This window comes from Adlercreutzia sp. ZJ138 (genome assembly GCF_011038935.1).
Taxonomy (GTDB): Bacteria; Actinomycetota; Coriobacteriia; order Coriobacteriales; family Eggerthellaceae; genus ZJ141.
Genome location: NZ_JAAKEA010000013.1, coordinates 71,244 through 85,145, shown reverse-complemented (window position 1 = coordinate 85,145; position 13,902 = coordinate 71,244). Strand labels below are relative to the sequence as shown.

At 47.4% G+C, this 13,902-nt stretch carries 9 protein-coding genes; 5 read left to right on the top strand and 4 right to left on the bottom strand.

Annotated features, from left to right (window positions below; all coding sequences use genetic code 11):
- Positions 1-306: 306 nt before the first annotated feature.
- Positions 307-1,665, top strand: coding sequence for a DUF4422 domain-containing protein (locus G7Y43_RS06830; RefSeq protein WP_165045384.1), 1,359 nt, complete (start codon positions 307-309; stop codon positions 1,663-1,665).
- A gap of 23 nt (positions 1,666-1,688) precedes the next feature.
- Here the strand turns inward: G7Y43_RS06830 and G7Y43_RS06825 are convergent, their stop codons facing one another.
- The gene (locus tag G7Y43_RS06825; RefSeq protein WP_165045382.1) at positions 1,689-2,963 is read right to left on the bottom strand and encodes an ATP-binding protein; all 1,275 of its coding nucleotides are present in this window, start codon (positions 2,961-2,963) and stop codon (positions 1,689-1,691) included.
- 355 nt (positions 2,964-3,318) lie between these two features.
- Between G7Y43_RS06825 and G7Y43_RS06820 the strand changes: the two genes are divergently transcribed.
- Entirely contained in the window at positions 3,319-3,852 is a 534-nt protein-coding gene (locus G7Y43_RS06820) for a type IV toxin-antitoxin system AbiEi family antitoxin domain-containing protein (protein ID WP_165045380.1), read from the top strand.
- Between the two features lie 163 nt (positions 3,853-4,015).
- Positions 4,016-5,458, top strand: a complete 1,443-nt coding sequence (locus tag G7Y43_RS06815; protein WP_165045378.1) for a hypothetical protein — start codon at positions 4,016-4,018, stop codon at positions 5,456-5,458.
- Between the two features lie 43 nt (positions 5,459-5,501).
- On the opposite strand, the gene G7Y43_RS06810 is transcribed toward G7Y43_RS06815, so the two are convergent.
- Positions 5,502-7,367 carry a glycosyltransferase gene (locus tag G7Y43_RS06810; protein WP_165045377.1) on the bottom strand — a complete coding sequence of 622 codons (1,866 nt, stop codon included), beginning with the start codon at positions 7,365-7,367 and terminating at the stop codon, positions 5,502-5,504.
- A 364-nt stretch (positions 7,368-7,731) separates the two neighbouring features.
- Here G7Y43_RS06810 and G7Y43_RS06805 point away from each other — a divergent pair, with 364 nt between their 5' ends.
- Both G7Y43_RS06805 and G7Y43_RS06800 read left to right on the top strand, forming a co-directional pair.
- On the top strand, positions 7,732-9,495 hold the full coding sequence (locus tag G7Y43_RS06805) for a glycosyltransferase (RefSeq protein WP_165045375.1): 1,764 nt from the start codon (positions 7,732-7,734) through the stop codon (positions 9,493-9,495).
- A 99-nt stretch (positions 9,496-9,594) separates the two neighbouring features.
- Positions 9,595-10,731, top strand: coding sequence for a glycosyltransferase (locus G7Y43_RS06800; protein ID WP_165045373.1), 1,137 nt, complete (start codon positions 9,595-9,597; stop codon positions 10,729-10,731).
- A gap of 248 nt (positions 10,732-10,979) precedes the next feature.
- Here the strand turns inward: G7Y43_RS06800 and G7Y43_RS06795 are convergent, their stop codons facing one another.
- Together G7Y43_RS06795 and G7Y43_RS06790 are read right to left on the bottom strand one after the other, a co-directional pair.
- On the bottom strand, positions 10,980-12,251 hold the full coding sequence (locus G7Y43_RS06795) for an ATP/GTP-binding protein (protein ID WP_165045371.1): 1,272 nt from the start codon (positions 12,249-12,251) through the stop codon (positions 10,980-10,982).
- A 214-nt stretch (positions 12,252-12,465) separates the two neighbouring features.
- Positions 12,466-13,809: an immunoglobulin-like domain-containing protein gene (locus tag G7Y43_RS06790; protein WP_165045369.1), complete on the bottom strand. Its 1,344-nt coding sequence runs from the start codon at positions 13,807-13,809 to the stop codon at positions 12,466-12,468.
- Between the last annotated feature and the right edge of the window lie 93 nt (positions 13,810-13,902).

Below are 13,902 nucleotides of genomic sequence, written 5' to 3'. Positions count from 1 at the left end.
TTGTAGCATGAGTTGAGCTGGTATGTCAATGCCCCACAAACGAGAAAAGCCCACATAAGCAGGCTTTTCCATGGTTGTTTTGTGTCAGAACCGGCGGTGAGACCGATTGATTACCGCCTAATAATCCGAGAAGTTGTGGCTAAAGCTAAATCCCGGGTGATATACGAAGAAGCGACTACTTCGAAAAGCCAAGGACGATGGAATCTTTGCGAGGACTATGCCGTGAAGTAGCCGCCTTTTTCAGATCCTAAGACTCTATGCGGTATCATGCATCAAGTGGTTATGTTATTCATACGAGGTGTCACATTGAATCATCGAGATGTTGCAATCTATGTCGTAAGTCATCTTGTCAACTGCCCTGAATACGATTGTCCTTATACTGGACTGCAAGTTGGCTCAGTTTCAGCCGAAAAGACGTCAATCACGTCAGGTGAGCGATTGACGGACAATTCGGGACAGAACATCTCCTATAAGAACTTTGCCTATTCTGAGCTGACGGGTCTTTACTGGATCTGGAAAAACGCGACCGAGAATATAGTGGGTATCTGCCACTATCGACGGTTTCTTAAGAGTCCTGACGAAGAACGCCCGCTCTCCACAGAAGAAATTCTCTCTGCGCTTGAAGATGCAGACGTTCTTATTCCTGCTTCAATTTCTTTTTCGCATTCGGTTGCAGAACAGTATTGTCGATATCATCAGGTTGCCGACATGTCCCTTCTCGCGCGCATCATGAAAAAGCGTCCTTTAGTTGAGCAGCTTGCCTTCCATGAGTTGCTTGCTAGTGATTCCCTGATTCCTTGCAATATCATGATTGCTCCTAAGGGGATCATGGACGCTTACTGTTCTTGGTTGTTTGCCATCTTGGACGATATCGAGCGTGAGATCGATTTGTTTCACGGCCGAGATGCATACCAAATGCGTGTATTTGGCTTCTTGGCTGAACGCTTGATGAATGTGTGGCTTATTGCAAACGGTGTGAGATGTGCCCATTTCGAGATCTTGACGACCGACGACACACCATCAAGAGAATCTTCTCTCCCTAACCTAGAGGGTTACTCCTTAGCAACAGGTATATTCACGCTTTCTCCTGAGGACGTATCATTGAATGTTGAGAAGTACCGTGATGACTATCCCGATTTGAAAGAGGCGTTCGGAGACGATGCAGCAGCTTTGTTAGATCACTATATCAGGCATGGGTGCAATGAAGGGCGTATAGGGTTGAAGGCTGTTCGCTTGCAGGATTACGTTGCAAATCGTCCCTATCTAAGGAAACGGTACGGAACAGACGATTTTGCTCCCTACTATTACAATATGATTGAAGAGGCTAAGCGCGGGTCACTGGTCGTTTCCACAAATCGTGTAGATGGCGTCACACGCCAAGGTATACTGGACTACGCTCCTGTGTATGACTGGACCTTCTATACGTCTCACTATTCAGATGTTCCAAATGACGCCGCTGCATCAGAAGATGCGCTTGCCCACTTCGTCAATGTTGGCATGAAGGAGGGACGCCGCGCTTCGAAAGGTTTCGACGTAGAGACATATAAGGAAGCACATCCAAGACTTCATCGCCTGTTTGGTGATACGCTCAGACCCTACTATCTTCACTATATGTTGATTGGTTCTAAGGAGCACAAAGGCGTTGATTGGCGCTATGCGGTCTAAGGAAGCGCTTCGTAAGTCATCGACTATCGTCCGAGCAGGAAGTCGACTGCGTTAACTATTCGAATACCATCGATACTCGTAGGGTAACTCCCAGATGCTGCAACTACCATCTTGGGATAGGCGTCACGCACGGCTTTAAGAGGCTTAAGTTCCCGCTCCATGGTTGCTTTCTCGGTCATACCCTCCGTCACTTGGATGTAGACCCTCTCACCGTTGCGCTCCGCCACGAAATCGACCTCACCTGCCCGCAAATGACCTACCCATACGATGTAATCGTCATAGATCAGCTGCTGGTAGACAATATTCTCCAGTACACGTCCGGCATCTGAGCTTCGGTATCCTTGCCTGTGGTTACGTAGGCCAACATCGCAAATGTAGCGCTTTCCGTTAGTCTTGAGTATTTCTTTGCCCTTAATGTCGTAGCGGCGTACGTGACGAAACAGATAAGCCTGCTCCAACGCCTCAATATATGCTGCAACAGTGGAGTCAGCTGTTTTGGAATTCTGCGAGCGCAGCGCGCTGGCGATGCTGCTCACCGAGCATTCGTTGCCAATGTTGTCGGCTAAGAAGTCGCTTATACGAATCAGGAGATCGGCATTGGTAATCTGGCGTCGCCCGTGCCGTTTTTCACGCTCCAAAATGTCGCGCACGATGACGGTATCAAACAGCGTCTTACAATATGCCTGATGGGAGCTCTTATCCGGCTCTTCCAAGGAAAGAAAGGGGAAGCCGCCGTACCTGCGATACTGAGAGAATAGGCTTGCGAGCGTAACGATAGATCCATCCGACATGACAGCCAAATCACTTTGCGATAGGCTGAGCCCTTCGATGGTCGCGCCTCGGAAGTCTAGGTACTCTGAGAAGGTAAGCGGTTGCATTTCTACTTCAACGTAGCGCCCCGACAGTAAAGTTGCCAGTTCACTGGATAGAAGAAATGCGTTTGAGCCGGTAATATAGATATCACAGTCCAAGTCGACGCGCAGGCCGTCGATCGCGCGCTCCCAGCCCTTCGTCTCCTGTAGCTCATCGAAAAACAGATAGGGATGGGTAAGCCCTTCTGCACGCTTTCGTACCAAGGAGTACAGAGCGCGGTAGTCTTCTCGAACGTCATCGAACGCCATTGATTCCATCTTAAAAAAGAGAATGCGCTCTGGAGCCACCCCTTGTCTGACGAGATGTTCTGCCATCAGATCCAACAGCGTCGATTTCCCACAACGGCGTACGCCTGTGACAACCTTAATCACGTCCTTATCTTGGAATTGGATGAGCTTACCAAGGTACTTATCACGCGGTATCATCAGGCCCTTCTCTCACTCATGTTAAAAACTTGCAGAATTTGAAAGTTTTTAACATTCTATCACCCGAGAAGACGTTTCACTTGGGATAACAAAACCCACTGAAACGGTTAAGCGTTGTTGCTCAAATAAGAGAATGAAAAGACAAAGCGAAGTGTACCTACAAACCATGTCGAATTCTTAGCACCAGAAATGAAATCGAAACTCGGAAGTCAGGAATCATAAAGCTAAGGAAACACCGATTAAGGCCGGCTTCGAAACTTTTCATACTCATTATGAGCATTTTTGAATGCTGAGAGATAGATTATTGTCTTCTAGTAGCATGGCAGAACAATACCGATAGTGGTATAATTCTGCCATGAGCTATTATGACGACATATACGAGATCGCGGTAGACAACTATTATCTCATATCGACCGAGGATGCCTATGAGGCGGGGGTGCCACCCATAGAGCTTGCCAAGCTCGCCCACCGTGGGAAATTGGAGAACATCTCCCGCGGGCTCTATCGGCTGACCAAATACGTTCCGAGCAGCTATGACCCCTACGCCATCGCGGTCGCGCGTTTGGGCAGGAAGGCGTACCTATATGGCGAATCCGTGATCGGCATGCTGGATCTCGCCCCGACGGACCCCAATCGCATCTTCGTCGCTGTGCCTACGCGAACCAGGAGGAAGCTTCCTTCTGGTGTCCGCGTGAGGAAGCCGGGCAAGGAAGACGTCGTGACGTTCTACGAGGGAATCCCCTCCCAGAACGTGGCCACGGCCATTCGCGCAGCCAGGCAGACGATGATGAGCGAAAGGCTGCTGGCTGCCACGAAAGAGGCGAAAGCTCAAGGGTATCTCACCAAGCGGGAATACGAAGAGCTCGAGAAGGACATGGGGTGGCGATGAAAAGACCTAGCAGCGTTAGAAATCTGGATATGGCGATCCGCCGTTTCGGTGTGAGCGAAGAGGATTATCTGGGGAATCGCACCGTGATCGCTAACGGGGTAAGGGGTACAGTGTAATGTCACCTATTTCTCTCATGAAACAATCCCGAATTGCATGGACAATCATGCTCGTAATCCAGATAGCTCTTGTCGTTATGGTAGGGATATCAACCCATGTATCCGATGAAGGGACCGGAGTAGTTTCTGGATTGGAATTTGCAGTAGACCCGATGCAGTATCAACATGCTGCTGATGCTATCTTAGCCAGAAGCCCGCATCTTCTCATTGACGCACCAGATTGGCTAGCGGAGATTGACAACCCCTTTGATCCCAAGGCTCGAGCTGCTGCTGCACTGGAGACAGGTTGGCCTTCCTTGTGGGATTATGCCTATTACAACGGAAACTACTATTCATATTTTGGCGTTCTTCCCGCACTGCTCTTATTCCTTCCATATAAAGTGCTTACGGGGACTCATCTGAGCAATATGGCAGCAACCATTTTCTTGAGTATTATCGTCGTACTCTGCACTGCTACACTTACACGCAACACACTGGCGCGCTATGGACGCAATCGAAATGTACGAGATATCGTTCTTTTCGGCATGTTTGCATATATTGCAAGTGGAGTGGTGTACCTAGTTTTTTATCCTTCGTTTTATCATGAAGCGATATTATCAGGCCTTGCCTGCGCCTTAGGAGGAGTTTCTGTTTGGATTCACGCATCATCAAAACCTAGCTTCAGTAAAAGGCTCGTAAGTGTAGGGTCACTCTTGGTAGCGCTCACATTGGTTTCCCGACCACCACTGGTGTTGGTTTGCTTGCTCGCAATTCCGCTCTTTTGGCAAAGGGTATTTCTTCCTGACCAGAAAGTGTCATCAGCAACATGGAGTCGGTTTGCTAGTGTGGTTGCCCCCTTTTTGATTATCGGAATCCTTGCTATGTGGTGGAACTATATCCGCTTTGGTAATCCGTTCGATTTTGGGTCAAACTACAACCTTACCGGCTTTGACATGACTGGACCAAAAAGCGAATTTCGTGTTCCTCTCGGCATCATTATGTACATTTTCTCGCCGTTGAATATTGACTTCCAGTTTCCATTTTTTTCGAACTATACCGTTGATACATTTTTCTTTGGCTGGTTGCAGTGGCGTACGGGCACTATTATTGAACCGTATTATGGTGGGATTATAGCTTTCTTACCACTGTGTCTTATCTGCCTGACGCTGTTGTCTAAAAATGTACAGTCGCACTTGGTAAAGTTCAATACTTTGTCACTTTCAGTCTGGTGTCTTGCGGTGGGGATTGGCATAATGCTCATCGATTCAACAGTTGCGGTCACCCAACGTTACCAATCCGATTTTTTCTGGCTTTTTGTCTTGGCAACTATGTTGATATGCTTAGCGTTTGACGAAGTACAAAAACCGCAATGGCTCTATCCCGCCGCGATTGCCTGCGTGAGTTTTAGCGGCATAATTATGCTTGTAAATCTTATGGCCCCCGAAAGGTATTGTGCATGGGTGGCTACAAACCCTGAGCTTTGGCAAGTATTAACGTCTCTGTTTTCTTAAGTCGCCAACAAATCCCCAATTCTATTATTATCTCGTGCAGCCACTACATAAGCGATTTCAGATACTTATCCCAAAAGTCAATCGAAGTCAGGTAAGGCATAGCCGCTTTATATTCTTCGCGGACTTCCCTACCGCGACGCATGTGGGCGGCCTTCAATCTCTTCCAACGCTCTTTGAGTCGTCGATAACGACTCTTGTCCATACGACGAACAGCACCTTCTTTTCCGTCGAGATCTAAAGCAACCAGAGTACGAGTACCTACAGTACGCGGTGCAGGCGCCGACCAACGACTATATGGAATAACCTGAGGAGCGCTACGAAGCAATGCATCTGGCAACAAATGACGATCGTACGGAATGCTTCGCCAGAGCTTTAAGATAATATGCGAAGGAGGTTCGTTATCAAAGTCTAGCAGCTTACTATTATATTGAATGTGGTCGACGTCTATACCATCAGTTTCCTTGAGTTGACCGACGGGCACAAGCCTTTCGTTTTTCTTGGCGTTCTGCATCAGTATTTCATCGCCTCTCGCATGAGCAATGAAATCGGGGCCTTTCAAATAATCTTCAAAACCATCTAGGAATAATTCAACAGCATCGTAGTACATAGCTCGTAAATACAGCATGATGTTTCGATTGAGTCTCATCACAAACATCCGTTCTGATGCACAATCATCAACAGCCATCATGATCATGAAGTTACGTACATACTGATAGCAGTCAACATTAGGACGGAAACGCCCGCCAAACCCTTCATGCCACACACAAATGCCATTCATGGTCATGTATGTCGGTTTGCAACGCATGCCATATTCTACGTCGTCACAACGCACGAACAACGGCAGGGGTAAACCCTTGTCTCGAACGACAGATAGAGGAATGCAGCTGTACCACCATGCGCCATACGCATTAGGAACCTCAACATCAATGGCTTCGTTGCGACAAACATCACGCAAATCATCAATATACATATTCCCTTTAATTCGATGATAGGCACCTGTATCCAAAACGTGAGCGACGTCTTCGAACTGCTTGTTCGGCTGCTCAACCGCAAGCATGGCACCATTAATAAACGACTTCTGGTACTCATCTTTCGCAAGTGCAAGCAGATTAAACGTGCGCTTCAGGCTTTCCGGAGAAACGATAACATCATCATCCATTAGAAGCACATGCGTATAGCCATCCTGCGACGCAAGTGCCTCCATCATACCCCGCGCAAAACCCCCTGCACCGCCAACGTTGGGGTTCGGAAGTACAGTAACGCCCTTACTAGCAAGACCGTCAGAATCAAGCGTGCGACCGTTGTCTACCACGAACATATGAAAGGCTGCCGCAATAGGATCATTCGATCCCAATACTTCATGCTCGATGAGCTCGATATTGGAAACGATGTATTGCTCTTTCTTGAACGTCGTTGTAGAAAGAGCCAGTCGAACGGGGTTAACCAGCTCTTCGGAGACCTCAGTATAATAATAAGCAGAACGAATCTCCGTTATATCTGCAGCATTCAATTCAAATGCTACCAGATCCGCAGACTCATCAGCGATCGGGATATCGAAAACAAGAACCTTATCTTGTCTATCAACACAGTACGCCGATTCTTTATCTAATCGCAAAACCGGTCCAAGAGAAAGCACCTGAGCATCTTCGGCCATAGCGCCCCGCAATGAACAATCACAGCCTGCACCTGAAAGCTCCAAATGTAAATTCAGTGATTGTATGTTCGTATATTTCTTCCATTTGGAGAGTGAGCATGAGTTGAAATAGGTCAGAAAATCGATTCGCCCTGAAAACGAAAGATATCCTGCTGTGCTAAAAACAGGAGCATCGGTACGGTAATAAGCACCTGTATATGAAAGCATATGCTCTGGCACTTCCAACACCACGTTCGAGAGCTTATGACGAATCATCCGTACCTCCATGTTTCATTTACGTCAAGAAGCAGCGCTCAATTCTTCTCTGAGAAGACAACTAAACCTTTGAAGAAGCAATGATAACAGAACTTCTACAAGCGAAAGAGATATGTAGTTTCGTTAACTCGGTAGCAAACACGAGCTTGCTTTACAGTGGATACTGAACACTGATTACATATTGCAATATGATTATGCTTTCTTCTCAGTAAAACGCTAGATCAATGTCACCTTACTCTATGTCGGGAATTCATGCACATCGCCCTCCGTGGTAATATAGCGATGTTGAGCACACAAGAAATAATCAAAGCCTGCAAACGGAACATCACTAGCGGGCTTCACCACCCTTTTGAGGCAGGTATACATGATAAAACGAGTCCTAAAAAAAGTCCTTTCGAAAACCGTGTTGAAATGGCACGGGTACGGAAGAGATGGGTTTCCTCACGATGCGTGGAGCGACCCACGCTACGAAGATTGGTTCCATGCACACAGAACCCCACCAGAAGAACTTGCTAGACAACGTGAAGAAAAATTTCTAGTTTCACCACTATTTAGCATTATTGTTCCCTTATATAAAACTCCGCTCAACTATCTACATGATATGGTTCATTCGATAGAGGAGCAAACGTATGGAGAGTTTGAACTTATTCTCGTTAACGCTTCCCCAGAGCGCAAAGAGCTCGTATCAGAAATCACTTCCTACGCCCAAGCTGATACTAGAATTAGAATTTTAACTCTTGATCGAAACTATGGAATTACAGAAAACACGAATAAAGGCATAGCTATCGCACGAGGAGATTTTTGTTGCTTCTGCGATCATGATGACTGGCTTGAGCCTGATCTTCTTCATGACTACGTTGTTGCACTCAATAAGAATCCAACTATTGATCTGCTGTATTGTGACGAGGATCTTGTTGATTCCAACCATCGGCATCTTCATCCCCTGTTCAAACCCGACTTTTCCCCAGAGCTTCTGATTTCAAAAAACTACATCGTTCACCTCATGACAGTACGACGAACAATCATCGACCAAATGCCAAAGCCAGGTAAGGAATTCGATGGAGCACAAGACTACAACATGGTTCTTTTTGCTTCAGAGCAGGCACGTGCCGTGCACCATACGCCAAAGGTGCATTACCATTGGCGAATAAGCGAAACCTCAACGGCAGCAAAGCCCGAAGCAAAACCTTATTCAAGGCAAGCCTATCGAAAAGCTATCTTTGGGCACACGAGACGTTCACATATAGACGCATCGATCACGTACTCCGGCATAATCAATATCTATAATCCGTGGTTCCAAACAACAAACAAACCTACGGTAACAGTCATTGTTCGAGACACAGAAGGGGAAGGTACGCTAACAAACTTCCTTCATGCATTCGAACAAACAAATGACTACCCATGTGAGATCATTCTCATTACCTCTCGGGAAGCAGAAGTAATGGCTGAATTTCCAGAAAAACAGATTCTCATCGTTCCGCCCTCGGATAATTCCTACCTATCATTCAATAACGCAACTCAACACTCCCACGGTAACTACCTGGCTTTCTTTGACGACACGCACATACCTCTTACTGCAGGCTTCCTTGGACAATTAGTTGGCGCGTGCAGTATTCAAGGTGTAGGGGCAGTTGGTCCAAAGATCCTATATTCCGATTACACAACCTGCTGTTACGGTATTGCCGTAACCAATAAGCGCATTATGCCCCTATTTAGAGGACATCCCGAAGAACACCCCGGATACCAGTGCAACGCACGTGCATCACAAAACTTTAGTGCAGTAAGCAGAGCAGGACTTACTGTAAGCAGGCACGATTTTGACGCCGTAAACGGCTTTGATCCCTCTTTTTCTTGCGAAATAGGCTCGGTTGATCTGTGCCATAAGCTCCTTCTCAATGGCTTGAGAATCGCAGCATTCAATCATGTTAAGATCATGACTACTATCCCCAAACAAGACGATATCTACAACAACCGGGTCAATGCAGATGACTTCTCACCCGAAGGGCTTCTTCTGTACGACAAGAAATGGCCTAATTCTCGCAACGACGGCGACCCCTATTTCAGCTCTTCCCTTGATCAGACATCGTGCTACTATCAACTAGAAGGAGAGAACTATTATCATAAGTAGATATTCCCACTGATCATTCATACAATGTGCTTTCTCGGAAAAGAGCCAACAAAGAGCGCGATGCTAGGCTATTTTTCGAGTACGCGAGAGGAACCGTTGATGACAGACATAAAACTCCCGCACAAGTTTAATTCGGCCAAGCAAACTGACACTTCCAGCGCTATGGTTTCCGTCATTGTCCCTATATATAACGCTGCACCCTACCTTGACCAAGCGCTTTTCAGTGTTCAGGATCAAACGCATGTAAACCTTGAAATCATTTGCCTAAACGACGGGTCCACTGACAACTCTCTTGAAATAATGAAAGAACACGCGACAGCCGATTCGCGCATCGTTGTCATAGACAAACCCAACGAAGGTTATGGGGCAACGTGCAATCGCGGCTTTGATGCCGCGCATGGCAACTGGATAGCTATTCTCGAACCCGATGATTGGATTGAACCTACAATGTTCAAGGACATGCTAGAATTTGCCAACTCTTTCACGTCAATAAAGCAAATAATTGATGTGATCAAAACCCCTTACTGGTCCATCATCAACGCCGACACGCCACATGAACGTAAAATTGCCTGCCGCTACAAAGGTCGGATAAAACCCCTCCGTCAGCCATTCACATTACAAGACGCAACACGGCTCATCAGGCACCGCCCCTCCATCTGGAGTGCACTATACCGAACAGATTTCATTCGCAGCCATAACATCAGATTCGTCGAAGCGCCTGGTGCTGGATGGGCCGATAACCCCTTTCTCTACGAAACGCTTTGTCGAGCCAATGGTATCGCTTACCTTGATACTCCGTATTACTGCTACCGCGAGGAAAGCCCCGATAAAACCGCTTTGTTTGCTCGAAACACACCTTTTGTCGCCTTTGATCGATGGAACGAGATGACCGACATTCTCGAACAGCTGGACATTATCGATCCAGACATCTGGGGAGCCCATTGCAAACGAGGATTAAACTATATTCGACTCGTGACCGACATAATTGGCTTTGATAACGATAGAGTTAAAACTGCCGTCGTCAGCATGTTGAAACGTATGCCAGAAAAAACAGTTTATGCAGAAGCCGAAATATCACCTCACAACAAACGTTTCTACGCACAGCTTCTCGATCTCCCAGAACCGAGCATTAGCAGTATATCCTATACGAAAACTCTGATCGCCGAAGGAATAGCGAGCCTTAGAAATGCCGGACTACGAGAAACAATTCGCCAGATGAAAAGTGTTTCTTCATAAGGTTCAATAGCTCTACCTTAATATGCCTCATTTCAAATAGAACAGGAGTTCGTCGTAGACCTCATGCATGGCAGTTGCCGGTGCTCTGCGCGACGGAGGGGTTTTCGGCGCATACGAATCCATCAGCTTTCTCGAATTCGCGATGGCCTTTTCTAAGAATGGGCGCAATTTGCCAAACACATCCGGAGCGTTTTTCTCGTATTTGTGACCAAGACTATACCCCAATATCACTTTTCTTGGGAGGCTTTCTAGTCATTTGCGACCCATTCTCTCATCAAACCAAAGTACGGATCAGCGCCATAGCGTCCTTCCATGTATTGCTTATCGTAGGCTGCAGTCGTTTTGACGGGTCCTCCATCGGTGTCGCGAAGTTCATAAAGAGAATACAGGTTACTCGAATCATATTCGTTTCTTGAAGCAAACCATATTTCATCACGCCTAAACACAGTACTGCGCATCGTACAAACATCATGGGAAGAAAACAATAGCTGACCCCCAGCAACATTCGTGCGCATCGAACGATACAGCATGATTATTTCCCGTAGCAACTTGGGATGAAGTTTCTCATCCAGTTCGTCAACCACTAAAACGCTCCCCAGCTGCAATGATTCAATCACCTCAGGAAGCAACCAGAGAATCCTCCGTGTACCTTGAGACTCTTCCGTTTCGCGAAGCGAGAAGACTTCACCACTAACCTCATGAAGTAGCTCTATCTTTTTTCCTTGAGGCGCACCTTCACCATCAAGCCCAAATGGTGCGATATTCATTTCGGTGATTCCCAAATCGATCCTCGATAAAACATCTTCGACTGATTTCTTATTCTTCTCCAAGATATCAAACCGCTGTGTATCGTAAGGGGACACACCAATCCCACTTCCAACGAACCTCACACTTTCGAACCATTTCATTGCATCAGAAACCGCCGGAATGTCATAGGCAACGCTGAGAACCGACAAAAATGGCGTTCTTGCGCCGGGAAGGATTTTCCCAGCAACGGCAGGCACACTCGATCCCAGAAATACATTCGAATCTTCCCGTTCGAAGATGAGCGCAATGGCGCCACCCTTGAGCGATCGACGATGAAGTGATTCCTTTACCACAGATCTCTCATCATACGAAAGAGTATAGCGATACTCGTACAACCCCATCCGAAAAAAAAGCTCGAAACACGTTGGGAGACTCTGGGAGACATGATCAAACTTGAACGGATTATAATGAGACATCATTTCACGTCGCCTTAGAATGTAATCGTCCTTCTGAGTCGACAAAAACTCTTTAGGTCCCACCACTGCATCGACACATGCCCGCAACGCCTCTATGACCCCGCTTTTCCCGCCACCGTTCGGCCCATAAACAGCCGCAAGAGGGAGAAACCTATCGTTCCCGTATTCAGACTTGATCAACGACTCCGAGAATTCTTTAATAGGAGCAGCCTGAAAGTCGAGAACTGCTTTGTTTTGATATGACTTGAAATTCTGAAAGGAAAACTGGCAAAGCACTACAGATTCACCCCTTTTCACATCAAGAGACTTTACAATCTATCGGTTTCAAAAGATATCACGAATAAATCTAATAACATATACTGTTATCGAAAGATTTTTAACGGTTAGTTATGTTTTATCTAATTTGAGCACTTATTTTCAACACTGGCGATACACTTTCAACAAGAAGACCGCAAGAAAAATGCACTGCGTTGCTAGTTTTCGCGCAATCGAGAGACACTGTTGATATGCGCTACCCGGCATTTGGGGCAACAAGGTATTCGAAGCTTTCTTGCGTGTATTCGCCCGAAATACGCACGCGATTGAGTGCCGTAGGGTCATCACCTGGGCGCACCCGGTCGTTGATAATGGTGAATGCGCAGAGCACGCCCGCCTCCCCCATGGCGACCTGGGCATTTTCGTTCACATCACCGAACGGATAAGCGAACGCCTCGGTTGTTCCCAGCACTTCCTGCGCGAGGCGCAGATCCTCAACAATCTCATCTTTTGTCATAGCGTGAATGCGCCCGCCTCGCCCCACGTTTGACCCAGCCTGATGCATAGCGTAGGAATGAGACTGGAACGACACATACTCACTTGCATAGTTTCGTATTTTCTCCGACGCATCGCCATCAGAGCAGATAACAAACGACGTTGCCGGAACCCCATAACGTTCGAGCACTGGAATGCCGTATTTCAGAAAACCTATCTCGCAGTCGTCAAACGTTAGCACCACGCTCTTTGCCGGAAGCGTATGGGTTCCCTCGACAAACGCCTTCACTTCCTGAAACGACGGGTAGTAGTACCCATTATCCGTAAGATAACGAAGATGACCATCGAGCGCGGTATCGAGAAGGAAGTTGCCATCGAGTGCTTCGGGTTGGTCGTTTTCGGTGTACACGTAGTGATACATAAGCACCGGCAAGCTGGTTGCAGTCTGATCAAACGATTCAACTACGTGAACAGTACGTTCGGCTTTAGCCACCGCGCCATCTGAGGTTGTAGCCGCGTACGTAACCGTATAGTCGCCGGGCTTCGACGTGTCAACCTCTCCCAACACCTGCACCGTCGACGTTATGTCGCCCTCTTCGGCATCGACCGCATGGCACCCCGCCTCAAGATAGTCCTCTCCCACCAGCACGTACGTGTCTTTGCTGCCACCAAGTGTCATCGTTACCCCGTCGGCAACTGGTGCCTCAGAAGATACCTCGGAAGGCGCCTTGGCGTCTGAGAACCCGAGAAGCGAATGCGTGCTTTCCTGGCTTTCCGTCGTAGAATCACCCGATTTCAGCAGCGCAGCTCCCGCAACGCCCACACCTACGACAACAAGAACAAGCGCGATCGCCGCAGCAACAAGCGGCAGCCGACTCCGACGAGAAGACGCAGTGTAGCTCCCACGAGTCCGCGAATATTGCGATGCAGACTCATGCATTCGGTTCGAAGGCATGTCATAGTACGAAAAGCCGTGCTCATTTGATGTTGGTGCACCACCTCCCCGCTGCCTTGTCTCAAGACGGCGCCGTGCCTGTTCGCGTCTGCGTGCCTGATCTTGATCCGCACCATACGGATCATAGTCATACCGAGCATTACTATTCACGATTCTTCACGCTACCTTTCTTCAAAATGCTTGCCCCACGCAGCGTCGCGCGAAACAAAACCCCCGGTCGTTTCGCCTTATCTTACGGCTTTG